Raw genomic sequence first — 17,856 nt, 5'->3', positions numbered from 1 at the left:
ACAATGCTGGAGTGAACACTGTGGCGAGGGAGCTTGCTCCCGCTCGAGCGCGAAGCGGTCGCAACCTCTTTGGGTCTGCTTCGCAGCCCTGCGGGAGCAAGCTCCCTCGCCACAGGATGTGTTATCAACTTGCCATTGTGCTGCAGGTTAAAACTTGTAGCCCAACCCCACCATGTAGATGAACGGATCCACATCGACATTCACCTTGGCCCGAGTCCCGCCGGCCACGGCGTTGTTGTCGACATACGCCGTGGTGTCGATGTCGATGTAGCGAATCTGGCCGTTGATCATCACGTTGTCGGTCAGCATGTAGTCAGCGCCCACTTGCCATGCCATGCCCCAGCTGTTGCTTGCGCGAAAGTTGCTGAAGCCGTTGGCGCTGGCTGTGCTGCCGACGTGTTCGTCGTAGATCCAAGTGTAATTGATGCCGGCGCCGACATAAGGCTGGAACGCCGACTTGGCGTCGAGCGGGTAGTAGACCAGGCTCAGGGTCGGCGGCAGGTGCTTGAGGCTGCCGAGCTTGTTGTTGGCCGCGCCCAGGGCGGTGCCTTTGATCTTCACGTCGTGCTCGAACGGCGAGGCCGCCAGCAGTTCGATCCCCAGGTTGTTGGTGATCATGTAGGCGAAGTTCAGCCCCAGTTGCGTGTCGCTGCTCATGGTCGCCTTGCCGCCCAGGTCGGCACCGGCCAACGGACCACGGTCGACCTTGACGCTGGAGCTGTCGGCCTCTGGATTGACGGTAATGGCACCGGCGCGAACGATGATGTCGCCGGCCGTGTGGGCCTGGGCGAGCGGGGCGGCGAGCGCGAGAGCAACGAGGGAGGCGCTGAGCAAGGACTTGTGCATGGGGGCTCCAGAGGACATTTCAAAATTGATGTCCTATGGTACGAAGCCGTCTGGGCTGGTCTTTTGACACAGCTCAATGAGTCTGGGGTGATAAATTGATTTGGCTCAATAAAATGCTGATGAGCACGCCTTGACGGCCCCATCGCGAGCAAGCTCGCTCCCACATTCGACTGCATTCTTTCCGAAGAAACCCGATCAACTGTGGGAGCGAGCTTGCTCGCGATAGCTATCTGACTGACTGCACATCACTACCGGGTTCACTCCGGCAGCTCATATACATAAATCTTCTGCGCCTCCATCTGATACCCGGCATCGGCCAGTTCACTGGTGGACGGCTTGACCTGCATCGGTCCTTCGACCCAGTACGGCTGGTACAACTCATCGAGTTTCACGCCGACCTCGCTTTTCACATGCACGATCTGATTCGACGGCGGTGGCGGCACATGGATGCAAGCGCCGAAATACGGCACCAGCAAGAAATCCGTAGTGCGGCCTTCCTCGCTGACTTCCAGCGGCACGATGTAGCCAGGCAAACGAATCTGCTGGCCGTCGAGGGCCTTGACCACCGGTGCGTTGGGCAAATCCTGCTTGGCCGCCGGTGCGGCTTCGGCGGCCAGGGCATCGCTCATCTTCGACAAGTCGTGCAACGGGGTCATGTTCGGCACTTCCGGCGGCGCGTCCGGCGGGATCATTTCCGACCAGGCCAGGTCCCTCGGCTCGGCCGCCCACAGCGGCAGGGCGACCATCATCAACAGCGCAAGCAGGGCGCGGGGCATTTTCAATGTCCTCATAAACGGATCGACAGGCCATCGGCCAACGATTGGCGATAGGCGCGCCAGGCCGGCACGCTGCCCATCAGCAGGGCGGCGACCAGGATGCCAGCCATGAGCGTCCATTCATATTCGCTCGGCCAGCCCAGTGGCAGATACAAGCCATAGGCTGACTGTACGTAGCCCTGGGCGGCGGCGATGCCGATGTACAGCAGGGCCAGCCCAGCACTCACTCCGGCCAGCGCCAAGGCAAAGGCTTCAAGCACCAGCAGGGTCGCGATGTGCCACGGCCGCGCGCCCACCGACCGCAGGATCGCCATTTCCCGGCGGCGCTCGTTGAGGCTGGTGAGGATCGCCGTGAGCATGCCGATCAACCCGGTCAGCACCACGAACAGCGAAATCACGAACAGGGCTTTTTCCGCCGTGCCCATCAGGCTCCACAACTCTTGCAGCGCCACGCCGGGCAGGATCGCCAGCAACGGTTCGCCGCGGAACTCGTTGATCTCGCGCTGCAAGGCAAACGTGGAAATCTTGCTGTTAAGCCCGAGCATGAACGCGGTGATCGCCTGGGGCGTGAGGTCCATGTTACGGGCCTGGTCGGCGCTGATGCGGCCATTGCCCTGGGCCGGCACGCCGTTCTTCCAGTCGATGTGGATCGCTTCCATGCCGCCGAGGCTGATGTGCAGCGTGCGGTCCACAGGGGTGCCGGTGCGCTTGAGAATCCCGACCACGGTGAAGGGCTTGTCGTCATGCTTGACCAGGCTGACCACCGCCACACCGTGGGCCAGCACCAGTTTGTCGCCGAGCTTGTAGTGGAGCGCCTCGGCCACTTCGGCACCGAGCACCACTTCGAACGGATCGGTGACGAAAGCCCGGCCATCGGCCAATTCCAGGTGTTGCCGGCGGCCGTACTGATAGTGCTCGAAGTAAGCCTCGGTGGTGCCCATCACCCGGTAGCCGCGATGGGAATCGCCAAGTGACATGGGAATCGCCCACTTCACTTTCGGGTTGCTGGCGAAGTGTTCGAAGCTGTCCCAGCGGATGTTGTTGGTGGCGTTGCCGATGCGGAACACCGAGTACAGCAGCAGGTTCACCGAGCCTGAGCGGGCGCCGACGATCAGGTCGGTACCGCTGATGGTGCTGGCAAAACTGGCCCGCGCCTCGGTGCGCACCCGTTCCACTGCCAGCAGCAGGCACACCGAAAGGGCAATGGCGAAAGCGGTGAGGATCGCGGTGAAGCGGCGGTTCGCCAGGCTGGCCATGGCTAGACGGAACAAATACATCTCAGACCTCGAGTGGCGTAGCGGCGCGATTGAGATCGGCCAGCGAGAGGTTGCGGTCGAACAGTGGCGCCAGGCTCTGGTCGTGGCTGACGAACAACAGGCTCGAGCCGGCCTCGCGGCATTCGGCGAACAACAGCCGCAGGAAGTTTTCCCGAGCGTCGTAGTCCAGGGCCGAGGTTGGCTCGTCGGCGATCACCAGTTCCGGTTGGCCGATCAACGCCCGGGCGGCGGCAACCCGTTGCTGTTGGCCGATGGACAGCGAATCGGCGCGGCGCTCCAGCAGGTTTGGATCGGTCAGCCCAAGGTGAGCCAGCAGCGTGGCGGCGGCCTGGTCGACGCTGCCGTGGCGCTGCATGGCCCGTTGCGCACGCAGCTTGGAAAAATGACAAGGCAGCTCAACGTTCTCGCGCACCGAGAGAAACGGCAGCAGGTTGAATTGTTGGAAGATGTAGCCGGTGTGGTCCACGCGAAACCGGTCGCGACTGCCGGCGCCCAGTTCGCTGAGTTCCTGGCCGAGCAGGCGGATGCTGCCGCGATCCGGCGTCTGCACACCGCCCAGCAGCCCCAGCAGCGTGGTCTTGCCACTGCCACTCGGGCCTTTGAGAAACAAGGTTTCGCCGGCCTCCAGGCGAAACGCCGGGATGTCCAGCAATGGCGGTTGCCCGGGCCAACTGAAGCCCAGGTCGGACAGTTCGATGAGTGCTTGGGTCATATGAAACCGGTCAGATCGAGGTGAACCCTGTGGGAGCGAGCTTGCTCGCGATAGCGGTGTGTCAGGCTGCATCTGTATTGGATGTGCCGGCCTCATCGCGAGCAAGCTCGCTCCCATATGGGTTTTGCAGTGAATCAGAATTTCAGGGTGGCCGCCTTGGCGGTCACTTCCACGCCTTGCTGGCCGCTTGGGCTGATCAGTTGTACCTGAATTTTCTGAGTGGCCGGGAAGGTTTTGAACAGTGTCGCCAGGTCCAGGTTCTTCAAGGCACCAGGAACGGCGCAGGTGAATTGATAGTGGGCATGGATTTCACTGTGCTCGTGGTGTTCGTCGCCATCGGCGTCTTCATCGTGGTCTTCGTGGTCCGGTTTATCGCCAAACAATGGGCTTTCCAGTTCCTGCTGGGCCACGCTGCACTGGGCGGCGGCCGGCAGGTTGAACAGGGCCAGGGGTTTTTCCAGTTGGGCACGGGCGGCGGCCACCTTGGCCTTGTCGGCGTCGCTGGTGGCGGCGTGTTCGAACCCCACCAGGTTCATCGCCGGGCTTTCCAGTTCCAGCTCCAGGGTCTGGCCGTCCAGTGCAGCATTCAACCGGCCGACCCCATGTTCATGGGCGCCGAGGCTGCCGTGCTCATGTTCATGGTCGTGGTCATGCTCGATGGCCGCATGAGCGACAGCCAATGGCAGCAGGGCAAACGGCAGGGCGAGAAGCAAGCGACGCATGACGAGTCTCCAGGAAGTACAAGATGTGTTATGTAATCTTATAACGAAAGTGCGGGGAGTTTGACTGTCTGCTTGGCGTCGCGCAAGGGCCATGGGAGCATGGGCGCATGAAATATTCAGGAGCGCGGTGATGTTGCGGATACGCGGAACGGTCGGCGATTGGCCGGTGGACTTGTCGATCGAAATGGATGAAGGCGACTGGGCGCAGCTCGGCGCGCAGTTGCAAGTGGCCAGGTCCGAAGGCACGGCGACATCGGCGGCCAAGCCGGCGAACCAGGACGACGCCCAGTGGCAGATCGCCAAGGAACTGCTGCGCAAGGCCGGGCAACTGAGCGGCCCGGACCTGTTGGAGCAACTCGAAGGCCTGACCGGCAGTGCCTCGGCGGGCAAGCGCTTGTTAGTGCGCTTGCGCCATAGCGCCGAGGTCAAGGTGTTGAGCGGCGGCGATACGCCGCTCTATAGCTGGGTCGGGCCCGAGGCTTAATACAGCGCCGCGAACAGCTTGCGGCGATAGGTCGTCACCAGCGGGTGATCGTTGCCCAGCAGTTCGAACACTTGCAGCAAGGTCTTGTGGGGCAGGCCTTCGTTGTAGCTGCGGTTACGCATGAACAGCTTGAGCAGCGCATCGAGGGCCGCTTCGTACTGTTGCCGCGCCAGTTGCTGGATCGCCAGTTGATACACCGCTTCATCGTCCTGCGGGTCTTTCGCCAGGCGCGCCTTGAGGTCGGCGGCGTCCGGCAGGTTTTTAGCCAGGCCGAGGAACTGGATCTGCGCCTTGGCTCCAGCGAGGGCGGCCTTGTGCTCGTCGCTTTTTACCGCATCGAGCACGGTTTGCGCTTCGCCCAGCTCGCCGCGCTCGGTCAGGCAGCGGGCGTACAGAATCAAGGCCTTGGCGTTGGTATTGTCTTCGCCCAGCAACACGGTGAGCAGGGCTTCGGCGTCGGCGAAACGACCGTCATCGAACAGCGCCTGGGCCTGTTCGAATGGGTCGGCTGCGGCCGGCGGCGGCATCTGCACATGGGGCTCGAGCATCGTGCGCACCGCTGATTCCGGCTGGGCCCCGGCGAAACCATCGACGGGCTGGCCGTCCTTGAACAGCACTACGGTGGGCAGGCTGCGAATGCCGAAGCGGGCAACGATGTCCTGTTCGAGGTCGCAGTTGACCTTGGCCAGCAACAGTTCGCCCTGATAGCTCTCGGCAATGGTTTGCAGCATCGGCATCAGCGCCTTGCACGGTGCGCACCACTCGGCCCAAAAATCCACCAGTACCGGTTTGTGGAAAGAGTTGGCGATCACCGACTGGTCGAAATCGGCGGTGGTGGCGTCGAAAATGTAGGGCGTGTCCTGGGTCATGGGGGATCTCGTAGAACGCTTGAATGGGGCAACTATACGGCTTGGTGGGGGGTGGCTGAAAGCGGAGTGGTAGTGAGAGGTGTGTTGATTGGCAGGGCCCCATCGCGAGCAAGCTCGCTCCCACAAGGGATCTCAAGTGTTCATCCGATTCCTGTGGGAGCGAGCTTGCTCGCGATGCTTTTAGGGCCAGCGCCGCGCGTGGTACAGGCTCACATGCCGAAACTCCTCGGGCTCGGCCAGGTCCGGCAAGGTCATGGCTTCAAGCATTTCGATACGCCGGTACAGCGGATGCTGAAAGTCCCGCACCCGGGAATCGGCCACCAGGGCTTCGCGACCGCGGCTGAGGAAGTGATCGAGCAGCGGCAGGTTGGCGCGGTCGTAGAGCACATCGGCCACCAGCACCAGGTCGAAGCGATCGGCTTCGGCGAAGAAGTCTGCCGAGTACCCCAGTTCCACGCCATTGAGCGCGGCATTGGCCTGGCACGCGGCAATCGCCAGCGGATCGAGGTCGCAAGCCACCACTTCCAGGGCTCCGGCCTTGACCGCCGCGATGCCCGCCACGCCGGAACCGGCGCCAAAATCCAGCACCCGCTTGCCCGCGACCCACTGCGGCCGTTCGGCCAGGTAGCGGGCCATCGCCAGGCCGCTGGCCCAGCAAAAGCTCCAATAAGGCGGTTCATGGAGAATGCGGCGGGTCTCCTCCGGGCTGAAGGCCCGGTCCATGTTGTCGCCGTCGATCAGCCACAATTTCAAGTCGCTGCCGGGTAGCGGGCAGGCCACCAGGCGCGCGTCACCCAGCAACTCACTCAACGCTTGTTGCAGGTCCTGCGGTGCCGTCATGGTGCTTTGACAAATTGCAGCATGCCCAGCGCCTGGGTGGTCGGTTGGCTGATGCGCTGTTCCGGCAGGTGAAGGATCAACTGGCCGGACTGGCTGGCGCGACCACGCAGTTCGACGCGAGCGCCGACCGGGAAGGTTTCGGGGTTGAAACGCAGGCGAAAGGGCAGGGCCTGGGTGGTGCCGATCAGGCTGGAACTGGCGAGCAATTGTTGCGGACGGCCCTTGTCATCGATCACCAGCAACGCCAGCTCGACCTCGGCGCCGGCCGGTATGCCTTGCAGGGTGCCGCTCAATTCGCGTTGATGCGCCGGCAGCGGGCCCAGCTCGGCAGCCTGGCGGGCCTTTTCCTGGGCCTGTTTCGGCGCCGGGGCTGGTGCGGGGGCTGCGGGCTTGGGGGCGTCGCTGCTGCACGCCATCAGCAGGCTGAAAAAACTGAGCAAAACGAGCGATCGTAGCGGCATGTGTGGCTCCAGCAAGGTGAATTCCATGAATATGACGGTAAGCCCGTCTGTATACCGTAAACCCTATGGCTTGTCTTGCCAGTGGGATGCGCTACCATGGCCCTCCCTTTTTTTGTTGCCTGCCACCATGCACTGTCCCTTCTGCGGTGCCAACGACACCAAGGTCATCGATTCGCGACTGGTCGCCGAGGGCGAACAGGTCCGCCGCCGGCGCGAATGCCTGGCCTGCGGCGAACGCTTTACCACGTTCGAGACCGCTGAACTGGTGTTGCCGCGCCTGATCAAAACCGACGGCAGCCGCCAGCCGTTCGACGAAGAAAAACTGCGCGCCGGCATGCAGCGCGCCCTGGAAAAACGCCCGGTGAGCGTCGAACGCCTGGAAGCGGCGCTGGTGCACATCAAGCACAAGCTGCGGGCCACCGGCGAGCGCGAGGTCAAATCCCTCGTGGTCGGTGAGCTGGTGATGGCCGAGCTGCAGAAGCTCGATGAGGTCGCCTACATCCGTTTTGCTTCGGTGTACCGGCGCTTCCAGGACCTGAACGAATTCCGCGAAGAAATCGACCGCCTGGCCCGCGAACCGGTGAAACCATGACCGTCTCGCCGCAGCAGGCCGTCCTCGACGCCCACTACATGGCCCGTGCCTTGGAGTTGGCGCGGCGCGGTCACTACACCACCGACCCCAATCCCCGGGTCGGTTGCGTGATCGTGCGTGACGGGCAGATTGTTGGCGAAGGCTGGCATATCCGCGCCGGCGAGCCCCATGCCGAAGTCCATGCCCTGCGCGCCGCCGGTGCACAGGCCCGGGGCGCCACGGCCTATGTGACCCTCGAACCCTGCAGCCATCACGGGCGCACGCCGCCTTGTGCCGATGCGTTGGTCAACGCCGGCGTGGCGCGAGTGGTGACAGCGATGCAGGACCCGAACCCGGAAGTTGCCGGGCGCGGCCTGCAACGGCTGGCCCAGGCCGGTATCGCCACCGAAAGTGGCGTGTTGGAGGGCGAGGCACGCCTGCTCAACCAGGGTTTCCTCAAGCGCATGGAACACGGCCTGCCGTTCGTGCGGGTCAAGCTCGCCATGAGCCTGGATGGCCGCACCGCCATGGAAAGCGGCGAAAGCCAGTGGATCACCGGCCCCGCCGCACGCTCGGCGGTGCAACGCCTGCGGGCCCAGGCCAGCGTGGTGCTGACCGGTGCCGACACGGTGCTGGCCGACAACGCCCGGCTGACCGTACGCGCCGATGAACTCGGGCTGGATGCCGAGCAGACCGCGCTGATCATGAGCCGTCCCCCATTGCGGGTGCTGGTGGATGGTCGCTTGCGCGTGCCGCTGAATGCGCCGTTTTTCAAGGCCGGTCCGGCGTTGGTCGCTACCTGCATGGCGGTGGAAGAACAGTACGCCAACGGTCCCGAATGCATGATCGTGGCGGGCGATGACGGTCAGGTTGATCTGCGTCGGCTGCTGCAAGCGTTGGCTGCCCGGGATGTCAATGAAGTGCTGGTGGAGGCCGGCCCGCGCCTGGCAGGCGCTTTCGCCCGGCAAGGGCTGGTGGACGAATTCCAGATTTTCATCGCTGGTAAGTTCCTCGGCTCTTCGGCGCGACCGTTGCTGGACTGGCCCCTGGCGCAGATGAAAGACGCACCAGAACTGAAAATCATCGAAATTCGTGCCGTGGGCGATGACTGGCGAGTCATCGCCGTTCCCGCTGCGCAGGCGAGCGTATAATTCCCGGCTTTCGCTCAAGCGGCGGCCCGTTCTCGAGGAGGACTCCATGTTTACCGGCATCATCGAATCCATCGGCAGCATCCGCGCACTCACCCCCAAGGGCGGCGATGTGCGGGTCTACGTCGAAACCGGCAAGCTCGACCTGAGCGACGTCAAGCTGGGCGACAGCATCGCGGTCAACGGCGTGTGCCTGACCGCCGTGGAGCTGCCGGGCAACGGTTTCCTGGCCGACGTCAGCCGCGAAACCCTCGACTGCACCGCCATGAACGACCTCAAGAGCGGCAGCCCGGTCAACCTGGAAAAAGCCCTGACGCCTACCACCCGCTTGGGCGGTCACCTGGTCAGCGGCCATGTCGATGGCGTTGGCGAAGTGGTTTCGCGCAGCGATAACGCCCGGGCCGTGGAGTTTCGCATCCGTGCCCCGAAAGAGCTGGCCAAGTACATCGCCCATAAAGGCTCGATCACCGTCGACGGTACCAGCCTGACGGTCAATGCGGTGGATGGCGCCGAATTCCTGCTGACCATCATTCCCCATACCTTGAGCGAAACCATCATGGCTTCGTATCGGCCCGGTCGCCGGGTCAACCTGGAAGTCGACTTGCTGGCCCGTTACCTGGAGCGCCTGTTGTTGGGCGACAAGGCCGCCGAACCTGCAGCCGGTAACATCACTGAAAGCTTTCTGGCCGCCAACGGCTACCTCAAATCCTGACCCAAGGGGGTGCCGCGTGGCGCTCAATAGCATCGAAGAACTGGTAGAAGACATCCGCCAAGGCAAGATGGTCATCCTCATGGATGACGAAGACCGCGAGAACGAAGGCGACCTGATCATGGCCGCCGAGTGCTGCAAGGCCGAACACATCAACTTCATGGCCAAGCATGCCCGTGGGTTGATCTGCATGCCGATGACCCGCGAGCGCTGCGAGCTGTTGAAGCTGCCGCTGATGGCGCCGCGTAACGGCTCCGGCTTTGGCACCAAGTTCACCGTGTCCATCGAGGCTGCCGAGGGCGTGACCACCGGTATCTCCGCTGCTGACCGTGCGCGCACCGTCCAGGCCGCTGCCGCGAAAGAGGCCAAGGCCGAAGACATCGTCAGTCCCGGCCACATCTTCCCGCTGATGGCCCAGGCCGGCGGAACCCTGGCCCGCGCCGGCCACACCGAAGCGGCGTGCGACCTGGCGCGCATGGCCGGTTTCGAGCCCAGCGGCGTCATCTGTGAAGTAATGAACGACGACGGCACCATGTCCCGCCGCGCGGAACTGGAAACCTTCGCCGCCGAACACAACATCAAGATCGGCACCATCGCCGACCTGATCCACTACCGGATGATCCACGAACGTACCGTTCAGCGGATTGCCGAACAGCCCCTGGACAGCGAACTGGGCCAGTTCAACCTGGTGACCTACCGTGATTCGGTGGAAGGCGACGTGCACATGGCGCTGACCCTGGGCACCGTGAGCGCCGAAGAACCGACCCTGGTGCGCGTGCACAACATGGACCCGCTGCGCGACCTGCTGATGGTCAAGCAGCCCGGCCGTTGGAGCCTGCGAGCCGCCATGGCCGCGGTGGCCGAGGCCGGCAGCGGCGTAGTGCTGCTGCTCGGGCACCCGCTCGATGGTGATGTGCTGCTGGCGCACATCCGTGAAACCGCTGATCAAGCCGCCGTGAAAAAACCGACCACCTACAGCATTGTCGGTGCCGGTTCGCAGATCCTTCGGGACCTGGGCGTGCGTAAAATGCGCCTGATGAGCGCACCGATGAAATTTAATGCGATATCCGGTTTCGATCTGGAAGTTGTAGAATACGTGCCCTCCGAATAATGGCCCGGGATTATCCGGCCTGTATTCGTGGCTAATATCACCAAAGGAGCGCGTATAGAACGCGTTCTGGCTCTTTAAGAGATCTGACGAATGACCCTGAAGACCATCGAAGGTACCTTCATCGCCCCCCAAGGCCGCTATGCTCTGGTAGTGGGCCGTTTCAACAGCTTCGTGGTTGAGAGCCTGGTCGGCGGTGCGGTCGATGCCCTGGTTCGCCATGGCGTGAGCGAAAGCGACATCACCATCATCCGTGCGCCTGGCGCCTTCGAAATTCCGCTGGTTGCGCAGAAAGTCGCTCAAAAGGGCGAATATGCGGCGATCATCGCCCTGGGCGCGGTCATTCGTGGCGGTACGCCGCACTTCGAATACGTGGCCGGGGAATGCACCAAGGGCCTGGCCCAGGTGTCCATGGAGTTCGGCGTGCCAGTCGCCTTTGGCGTGCTGACCGTTGACTCCATCGAGCAAGCCATCGAACGTTCCGGCACCAAGGCCGGTAACAAAGGTGCCGAAGCTGCCCTGTCCGCCCTGGAAATGGTCAGCCTGCTGGCGCAGTTGGAGGCCAAGTGATTAGCGACGAAAGCGATCGTTTCAACCCGCGCGATCCCAAGCCAGCCGATGCCGGAAAGCCGTCCAAGAGCGTCAAGCGTCGCGAAGCCCGTCAGCTCGCGACCCAGGCGCTGTATCAATGGCACATGGCCAAGCAGTCGCTGAACGAGATCGAAGCGCAGTTTCGGGTCGACAACGATTTCAGCGATGTCGATAGCGCGTACTTCCGCGAGATCCTGCACGGCGTCCCGGCCCACAAGACCGAGATCGACATCGCCCTGGCACCTTGCCTGGACCTGACCATCGACGAACTGGACCCGGTTGAACTGGCGGTGTTGCGTCTGTCCACCTGGGAACTGATGCAGCGCGTTGACGTGCCGTACCGCGTGGTGATCAACGAAGGGATCGAACTGGCGAAAGTCTTCGGTTCCACCGATGGCCACAAGTTCGTCAACGGTGTGCTCGACAAACTCGCCCCGCGTCTGCGTGAAGCTGAAGTGAAGGCGTTCAAGCGCTGATTGGCGCTTGTTATCCCAATGGGTGAGTTTGAGCTGATCCGTAACTACTTCGCCGCCGCGTCTTGCGCGCAGGGCGGCGAGGGCGTTGCGCTGGGGATTGGCGACGACTGCGCCGTGCTGGCCGTTCCTCCCGGGGAGCAGTTGGCGGTGTCCACCGACACCCTCGTGGCCGGTGTGCATTTTCCAGACCCTTGCGACCCATTCCTGCTCGGCCAGCGCTCGCTGGCCGTGGCGGTCAGCGACCTGGCCGCCATGGGCGCCACTCCTTTTGCGTTTACCCTTGCCCTGACCTTGCCGACGGTGACCGCCGATTGGCTGCAAGCCTACGCCCGTGGCCTTGACCTCATGGCCCAGGCCTGCGGCGTGGCGTTGGTGGGCGGTGACACCACCCGTGGACCGTTGAGCCTGACCATGACCGTATTCGGTCGTGTGCCGTCCGGCCAGGCCCTGACCCGAAGCGGCGCGCAGCCTGGCGATTTGCTGTGTGTTGGCGGCGAATTGGGCAATGCCGCCGGCGCATTGCCGCTGGTGCTCGGTCAGCGTAACGCCGAGCCTGCCATCGCCGAGCCGTTGCTGGCGCATTATTGGTCGCCGCGACCGCAGATCGACCTGGGCCTGGCGTTGCGGGGCAAAGCCAGCGCGGCGATGGACATTTCCGATGGCCTGCTGGCCGATTGCGGGCATATCGCCCTGGCGTCCGGCGTGGCATTAAACGTTGAACGGGACCGACTGCCGCTGTCCAACGCCTTGATAACCTTTCTTGGCCAGCCCGGTGCTGCCCAGGCTGCACTGAGCGGTGGTGACGATTATGTCTTGCTATTCACCTTGCCACCGGTCCAATTGTCGGCGTTACACGCCGCAGGCTGGCCGATCCAGGTGATCGGCAGCGTCACGGCCGGGCAAGGTGTCAGGCTGCTTGATCACGAAGGGCGCAATATCACCCCGCAAATACGGGGCTATCAACATTTTCGGGAGACACCGTGACAGATCATCCCAATCAGGTCCCGGCGGAATTTGTTCCGCCCTCGGTCTGGCGTAACCCCTGGCATTTCCTGGCATTCGGCTTTGGTTCGGGTACATTGCCTAAAGCACCAGGCACTTGGGGTTCGCTGGTTGCGCTACCCTTTATACCGTTGTGGCAGATGTTGCCGGACTGGGGCTACTGGCTGATGCTGGGCATCACCATGCTGTTCGGCTTCTGGCTGTGTGGCAAGGTGGCGGACGACCTGAGGGTGCACGATCATGAAGGCATCGTCTGGGATGAAATGGTCGGTATGTGGATCACCCTGTGGCTGGTACCGGAAGGTTGGTACTGGCTGTTGACGGGTTTCCTGGTGTTCCGCTTCTTCGATATCCTCAAGCCATGGCCGATCCGCTGGATAGACCGGCAGGTGCACGGAGGCGTCGGCATCATGCTTGACGATGTACTCGCTGGGGTCTTCGCCTGGCTGGCAATGCAAGGGTTGGTGTGGTGTTTTACCTGAGGGAACCAGGAATGGGCGTAAGCCGTGCGCTGTTGCTGTTGCTATTGCTGTGTCTAGGCGTCTTCCTCGTCGCCCGGGTGGCCTACTCCGCGCCGCTGCCGGGCAAGATCCGGGCCGCCAGCGAGGAGTGGACCGGTTACACCCAGGCCGATGGCCAGGGCATGGCCTGGGACATTTTGCGCCAAGTGTTCGAACCCGCAGGTGTCAAGCTGGAGATCCGCAGCGTGCCCTATACCCGCTCGATCGGGTTGGTGCAGCGCGGTGAAGTCGAGGTGCAGGTCGGCGCCTATCGTGATGAGTCCGAAGGTGTGCTTTACCCGAAGTGGCACTACGACGTTGATCATCTCTTTGCCCTGGGGCTGGCTTCCAAACCGACGCCCACGCTGGCGACAATCGGCAATTATCGCCTGGTGTGGATGCGCGGATACGAATACAACAACTACCTGCCCAACATCCGCCGTTTCAATGAAATCCACCGTACCGTGGGCATCTTGCCGATGCTGATTCATGAGCGGGCGGATTTTTACATCGATGCGTCTACGGAAATCGAAGAGGTGCTTTCCAATGCCGACAATCCCCAGCAGTTCAAGCTCTCGCCGCTGATCAATCTGCCGTTGTACCTGGGCTTTGCCAACACCGAAAACGGACAGGTGTTGAGGGCGCTGTTTGACCGGCGCATGGATGTGCTGGTGAAAACTGGCCAGCTGAAACCTATTTTCGAACGTTGGAAGCAACCCTATCCCTTCGACGAGAATGGCAAGCCACCGAAGCCGTAATCAAACTTTTCGATGGTTATGGCCGACAATTCAGCCTAAGCGTCTGCCGGGACGTGCTGTTACAATGCCCGCCTCTGCGAAACTCCAGTACTAGATCAGGAGCACACCGGTGCCTGTCGTTTTTGTTGCCGCTTCCAAGCTGCCAACACCCTTTGCGCAATTCACCATGCATGGTTTTCTCGATGAAGCCACCGGCCGCGAGCACGTTGTGCTGAGCCTGGGTGATTTCGCCGACGGTGCCCCGGTACTTGGCCGCCTGCACTCCGAATGCCTGACGGGCGATGCCCTGTTCAGCCAGCGCTGCGATTGCGGTTCGCAACTCGAAGCCGCGCTGCGGGCCATCGCCCGCGAAGGCCGTGGCGTGTTGCTGTACTTGCGTCAGGAAGGCCGTGGCATTGGCTTGTTGAACAAGATTCGCGCCTATGAATTGCAAGACGGTGGTGCCGATACCGTAGAGGCCAACGAGCGCCTCGGGTTTGCCGCTGACATGCGTGACTACAGCATCTGCCTGCCCATGCTCGAACACTTGGGCATCCAGTCGTTACGGTTGATGACCAATAATCCACGCAAGGTCAAGGCGTTGATCGACATGGGCATTGTGGTCGCCGAGCGCGTGCCGCTGCACACCGGTCACAACCCGCACAACAAACTGTATCTGGCGACCAAGGCCAGCAAGCTCGACCACATGATGGGTAACGAGCACCAGGGCGAGGTTGACCGGGCGTGACGCGCGGCCAGGTCCGACGGCGACTGGCCGTCAGTTGGTGGCAATACCTGGCGCTGGCCGTGGTGCCACTGTTCGTGATCAACGCGGTGTTTGGCCAGGGCGAAGCGATTCTCCCGGTGCTGGCGATGCCGCTGTTCATTGCGGGCGTGGCGTCGATGTTTGTCAGCCTGCGATTCTTCGGGCCCTATAAACACGCCTTGGTTGCCACCCAGAAAGCCCTCGACACACCGGAAGAGCCCCAGGCCTGGATTGCCCTGGCCGCCCGCCGCCGCGCGGCCTTCCTGGTCGCCGGTTTGCCGGCCTGGATTGGCGCACTGGCCGTATTCGTCGGCCTGGAAGCGGTGCCGTTGATGCTGCTGGCGTTGTCCACCGTGGTGTTGTTCTACCTGTATCGTATCCCGCGTCAACTCGGCTGATGAGCCGCTGGCTGGCGGTTCTACTGCTGGCCGTCAGCGCCTCGACGGTGGCGGCCCCGCGTGTCGTCAGCCTGGCGCCGTCGCTCACTGAAATCGTCGTTGAACTGGACTCTGCCGACCTGCTGGTGGGCGTGCTGGATGCCGGTGATCGCCCCGAAACCTTGAAAAGTCTGCCCTCGGTAGGCCGTTACGGGCAGTTGGACATGGAGCGCTTGCTCAGCCTAAAGCCTGATCTATTGCTGCTCTGGCCCGGCAGTGTGGGGCCGGCTCAGCGCGAGCAGCTCAAAGGCTTGAACATCCCCGTCTACGTCGCCGAGCCCCACGGTCTCGACGGACTCATCACGCAAATTGAAGACATCGCTGTGCAACTCGGTCGTCCGGAGCGGGGCGTGGCGCGAGCGGCACAACTGCGCGTACGCCTTGAGGCGTTGCGTCAGCGTTACCGGCGTGACACGCCGTTGTCGGTGTTCTATCAGGTCTGGGATCGGCCGTTGTACACCGTGGGCGGCGAGCAGATCATCAGTGATGCGCTGGCGGTGTGCGGAGCGCGTAACGTCTTTGCCGACCTGAGCTTGCCGGCACCGCAGGTGAGTGTGGAGTCGGTGTTGCAGCGCAATCCGCAGATCATCCTGGCCACGGACCAGGCCCAGCTCGACGCCTGGAAGGCCTGGCCGCAGTTGGCGGCGGTGGCGCAGGGGCGGTTGTTGAAAGTCAGTGATAAAGGCCTGGAGCGGCCCAGTGGGCAGATGGTCGAGGCGACGGCTGGGTTGTGTGGGTTGATTGCGCCGGACCAGTAGACCGCGGCGCGGCCAATCGCGAGCAAGCTCGCTCCCACAGTTGATTGATGTTGCCTGCTAGCACGCGGTCAAATGTGGGAGCGAGCTTGCTCGCGATGAGGCCCGCCCAAACACCACGCATCCCAGATCAGAGTGCGGGTGTCCAAGTCACCCCAAACAACCAGGTCCGCCCTTCTTCCCGATACCCATGTTGCGCCCCGTCATGGCTGTACAGCGCCCGGCTGTAGCCCTTGTCCAGCAGGTTGTCCACCTTCATTTCCAGCTTCACTTCCCGGGTCAGTGTCCAGCTGCCGCGCAACCCGAGCAGGGTATAGCCGCCGAGGGCATTGCGATTGTTTTCATCGTCGTAGCTGCTGCTCACCGCTTGCCAGGTGGCGCCCAGGCCCAGGCGGTCGAATTGCCGGTCCAGGTCCAGGCTCAAGGTCCGACGAGCGCGGCGGGCGAGGGTGTGACCGCTGTCGCGGTCTCGCGGGTCGATGAGGGCCAGGCCCAGGTTGCTCTGCCAGCCGAAAAAATCCTGCATTAGGCTCATTTCAAACCCATTGATCCGTGCCGAGGCGACGTTCTGCGGGCGTGAGTTGCTGCCAAAAATGATCGCGTCCTCCAGGTCCGTACGGTACAGCGAAGTCTCCAGGCGGGCGTTGTCGGTCAGTTGGCTGCGCCATTGTAGCTCGTAGCTTTTGGCGGTCTCGGGTTTGAGGTCCGGATTGCTGAAATCCGGGTAGTACAGGTCATTGAAGGTCGGTGCGCGAAAGCTTTCGCTGTAGGTCAGCAACAGATCGTTGTCGGCGTTCACTGGCAGGGTGAGCGTGCCGCTCCAGCTGTTCTGGCCGCCAAATTGCTGGTTCTGGTCGCGACGCAGGCCCAGTTCGGTGGAGAACGTTTCGGCCTGGAAGCGGTGCTGGATGAACGCGGCACGGTTCCAGCGGCTGTCTTCGTCGAACGGCGTGCTGCTGTTGACCTGGTCCTGATACCAGTCGCCGCCGACGATCAGGCTGTTGCGATCGTCCAGCGTCAGGTCGTTCTGCCAGGTCAGGGAGTCGCGGTAGGTGTTGAACACTTCGCGGACATCGCTGAGCTTGTCGAAGGTTTTTTCACGGTTCTCGCTGTGGCCCAGTTCCAGGCGTGACTTCCAGGCCTCGTTGATTCGCCCGTCCACATAGGTGCTGAAGCTGCTCACCGCAAACTCACTATAGGGTTGCTGAGGCAGGGATGCGAAGGTGGCCGGGTCGAAGCGGCCGAACGGGTTGTCGTATTCGCTTTTGCCGCGGTTATCCAGCAGGTTCAGGCCGACTTCCAGGTCATCGCTGGCCGCATGGCTCAGGCTCAGGCTGAAAGACTGATTGCGATTGGCATCGTCGTCGCGGTCGCTGGCATAGGACTCGTGGGTCCGATTGCTTCCAGCACTCTCGTCGAGGCTGGCGCCGAGGTTGAAACGTGTCTGCTCGTCGCCGCCGGACAAGCCCAGGCTGCGCTCCCAGGTCTGGTGGCTGCCGAACCCCAGGTGCAGGCGTGGTTGCAGGCCTTGTTCATTGCCGCGCCGGGTGAAAATCTGAATCACGCCGCCCACCGCATCGGCGCCGTAGATCACCGAGCGCGAACCGCGCAGCACTTCCACCCGTTCGATCTGGTTGATGTTCAGGCGTTGCAGGTTGCTGTCGCCGGAGGTGGAATTGCCGATGCGCTGGCCGTCCACCAACACCAGGCTCTGGGCCGATTTGGTGCCGCGTATGTAAATTCCCGGCAGGCTGCCGCGCCCGCCCAGCGGCGCCACCTGCACCCCCGGCACGCGGCTGAGCAAGTCAGTGACGCTGGCCGGTTGCAGGCGCTCGATGTCGTCGCGGGTGAACACCGTATTGGCGGCGCTGCTGTCGTTGCGCGCTTCGACCTGGCGGTTGGCGCTGATGACCACATCCGGGAGTTTCATGGCCTGGTCGCGTTCGAAGGTGTCGGCGAGCAGTTCGGGGGCGGGGAGTAGGGAAAGGGCGAGGGTGAGGCGCAGTTTCATGGGCGTTCCGCAAATTTCTGGTTCGCACAGAACCCCTGTGGGAGCGAGCTTGCTCGCG

At 62.7% G+C, this 17,856-nt stretch carries 22 protein-coding genes; 13 read left to right on the top strand and 9 right to left on the bottom strand.

The window, feature by feature from the left end; translation table 11 throughout:
- Window positions 1–147: 147 nt before the first annotated feature.
- The 5 genes from QNH97_RS25360 to QNH97_RS25340 all read right to left on the bottom strand — a co-directional run bounded on the left by QNH97_RS25360 (window position 148) and on the right by QNH97_RS25340 (window position 4,333).
- Complete coding sequence (locus tag QNH97_RS25360; RefSeq protein WP_283554421.1) at window positions 148–846, bottom strand: OmpW/AlkL family protein; 699 nt, start codon at window positions 844–846, stop codon at window positions 148–150.
- A gap of 257 nt (window positions 847–1,103) precedes the next feature.
- Window positions 1,104–1,622 carry a DUF3299 domain-containing protein gene (locus QNH97_RS25355; protein ID WP_283554420.1) on the bottom strand — a complete coding sequence of 173 codons (519 nt, stop codon included), beginning with the start codon at window positions 1,620–1,622 and terminating at the stop codon, window positions 1,104–1,106.
- Between the two features lie 11 nt (window positions 1,623–1,633).
- Window positions 1,634–2,899 (bottom strand): ABC transporter permease, encoded by a 1,266-nt coding sequence (locus QNH97_RS25350; protein ID WP_283554419.1) that lies wholly within the window; start codon window positions 2,897–2,899, stop codon window positions 1,634–1,636.
- A gap of 1 nt (window position 2,900) precedes the next feature.
- Complete coding sequence (locus tag QNH97_RS25345; RefSeq protein WP_283554418.1) at window positions 2,901–3,611, bottom strand: ABC transporter ATP-binding protein; 711 nt, start codon at window positions 3,609–3,611, stop codon at window positions 2,901–2,903.
- Window positions 3,612–3,745: 134 nt separating this feature from the next.
- Window positions 3,746–4,333 (bottom strand): DUF2796 domain-containing protein, encoded by a 588-nt coding sequence (locus tag QNH97_RS25340; RefSeq protein ID WP_283554417.1) that lies wholly within the window; start codon window positions 4,331–4,333, stop codon window positions 3,746–3,748.
- 130 nt (window positions 4,334–4,463) lie between these two features.
- On the opposite strand from QNH97_RS25340, the gene QNH97_RS25335 reads away from it, so the two are divergent.
- Window positions 4,464–4,817 carry a hypothetical protein gene (locus QNH97_RS25335; RefSeq protein ID WP_283554416.1) on the top strand — a complete coding sequence of 118 codons (354 nt, stop codon included), beginning with the start codon at window positions 4,464–4,466 and terminating at the stop codon, window positions 4,815–4,817.
- Here QNH97_RS25335 and trxA read toward each other — a convergent pair.
- From trxA to QNH97_RS25320, 3 genes are all read right to left on the bottom strand, one after another.
- Window positions 4,814–5,686, bottom strand: coding sequence for a thioredoxin (trxA, locus tag QNH97_RS25330; protein ID WP_283554415.1), 873 nt, complete (start codon window positions 5,684–5,686; stop codon window positions 4,814–4,816). The genes QNH97_RS25335 and trxA overlap by 4 nt on opposite strands.
- Before the next feature lie 180 nt (window positions 5,687–5,866).
- Window positions 5,867–6,526, bottom strand: a complete 660-nt coding sequence (locus QNH97_RS25325; RefSeq protein ID WP_283554414.1) for a class I SAM-dependent methyltransferase — start codon at window positions 6,524–6,526, stop codon at window positions 5,867–5,869.
- Complete coding sequence (locus QNH97_RS25320; RefSeq protein WP_283554413.1) at window positions 6,523–6,987, bottom strand: hypothetical protein; 465 nt, start codon at window positions 6,985–6,987, stop codon at window positions 6,523–6,525. The genes QNH97_RS25325 and QNH97_RS25320 overlap by 4 nt, the downstream gene beginning before the upstream one ends.
- Before the next feature lie 127 nt (window positions 6,988–7,114).
- On the opposite strand from QNH97_RS25320, the gene nrdR reads away from it, so the two are divergent.
- The 12 genes from nrdR (at window position 7,115) to QNH97_RS25260 (ending at window position 15,790) form a co-directional block, all read left to right on the top strand.
- Complete coding sequence (nrdR, locus tag QNH97_RS25315) at window positions 7,115–7,579, top strand: transcriptional regulator NrdR (RefSeq protein WP_025215726.1); 465 nt, start codon at window positions 7,115–7,117, stop codon at window positions 7,577–7,579.
- Entirely contained in the window at window positions 7,576–8,709 is a 1,134-nt protein-coding gene (gene ribD, locus QNH97_RS25310; protein ID WP_283554412.1) for a bifunctional diaminohydroxyphosphoribosylaminopyrimidine deaminase/5-amino-6-(5-phosphoribosylamino)uracil reductase RibD, read from the top strand. Before nrdR ends, ribD begins: the two co-directional genes overlap by 4 nt.
- Before the next feature lie 46 nt (window positions 8,710–8,755).
- The gene (locus QNH97_RS25305) at window positions 8,756–9,418 is read left to right on the top strand and encodes a riboflavin synthase (protein WP_025215724.1); all 663 of its coding nucleotides are present in this window, start codon (window positions 8,756–8,758) and stop codon (window positions 9,416–9,418) included.
- Between the two features lie 16 nt (window positions 9,419–9,434).
- Window positions 9,435–10,526 (top strand): bifunctional 3,4-dihydroxy-2-butanone-4-phosphate synthase/GTP cyclohydrolase II, encoded by a 1,092-nt coding sequence (gene ribBA, locus QNH97_RS25300; protein WP_283554411.1) that lies wholly within the window; start codon window positions 9,435–9,437, stop codon window positions 10,524–10,526.
- A gap of 90 nt (window positions 10,527–10,616) precedes the next feature.
- Window positions 10,617–11,093: a 6,7-dimethyl-8-ribityllumazine synthase gene (ribH, locus tag QNH97_RS25295; protein ID WP_047229743.1), complete on the top strand. Its 477-nt coding sequence runs from the start codon at window positions 10,617–10,619 to the stop codon at window positions 11,091–11,093.
- Complete coding sequence (gene nusB / locus QNH97_RS25290; RefSeq protein ID WP_283554410.1) at window positions 11,090–11,590, top strand: transcription antitermination factor NusB; 501 nt, start codon at window positions 11,090–11,092, stop codon at window positions 11,588–11,590. Before ribH ends, nusB begins: the two co-directional genes overlap by 4 nt.
- Before the next feature lie 18 nt (window positions 11,591–11,608).
- Window positions 11,609–12,574, top strand: a complete 966-nt coding sequence (gene thiL / locus QNH97_RS25285) for a thiamine-phosphate kinase (protein WP_283554409.1) — start codon at window positions 11,609–11,611, stop codon at window positions 12,572–12,574.
- On the top strand, window positions 12,571–13,074 hold the full coding sequence (locus QNH97_RS25280) for a phosphatidylglycerophosphatase A family protein (protein WP_186614572.1): 504 nt from the start codon (window positions 12,571–12,573) through the stop codon (window positions 13,072–13,074). Before thiL ends, QNH97_RS25280 begins: the two co-directional genes overlap by 4 nt.
- Window positions 13,075–13,085: 11 nt before the next feature.
- A complete protein-coding gene (locus QNH97_RS25275) occupies window positions 13,086–13,850 on the top strand; it encodes a substrate-binding periplasmic protein (RefSeq protein WP_283554408.1) in 765 nt (254 codons plus the stop codon).
- Between the two features lie 109 nt (window positions 13,851–13,959).
- On the top strand, window positions 13,960–14,577 hold the full coding sequence (ribA, locus tag QNH97_RS25270) for a GTP cyclohydrolase II (protein WP_283554407.1): 618 nt from the start codon (window positions 13,960–13,962) through the stop codon (window positions 14,575–14,577).
- The gene (locus tag QNH97_RS25265) at window positions 14,574–14,993 is read left to right on the top strand and encodes an MFS transporter (protein WP_283554406.1); all 420 of its coding nucleotides are present in this window, start codon (window positions 14,574–14,576) and stop codon (window positions 14,991–14,993) included. Before ribA ends, QNH97_RS25265 begins: the two co-directional genes overlap by 4 nt.
- Window positions 14,993–15,790 (top strand): cobalamin-binding protein, encoded by a 798-nt coding sequence (locus QNH97_RS25260; protein WP_502944466.1) that lies wholly within the window; start codon window positions 14,993–14,995, stop codon window positions 15,788–15,790. Before QNH97_RS25265 ends, QNH97_RS25260 begins: the two co-directional genes overlap by 1 nt.
- 127 nt (window positions 15,791–15,917) lie before the next feature.
- On the opposite strand, the gene QNH97_RS25255 is transcribed toward QNH97_RS25260, so the two are convergent.
- Entirely contained in the window at window positions 15,918–17,798 is a 1,881-nt protein-coding gene (locus tag QNH97_RS25255; RefSeq protein WP_283554405.1) for a TonB-dependent receptor domain-containing protein, read from the bottom strand.
- Window positions 17,799–17,856: the final 58 nt, after the last annotated feature.

This window comes from Pseudomonas sp. G2-4, assembly GCF_030064125.1.
Lineage (GTDB): Bacteria > Pseudomonadota > Gammaproteobacteria > Pseudomonadales > Pseudomonadaceae > Aquipseudomonas.
Note: the sequence above shows the minus strand (reverse complement) of the source record. Positions and strands in the feature narration are given on the sequence as shown.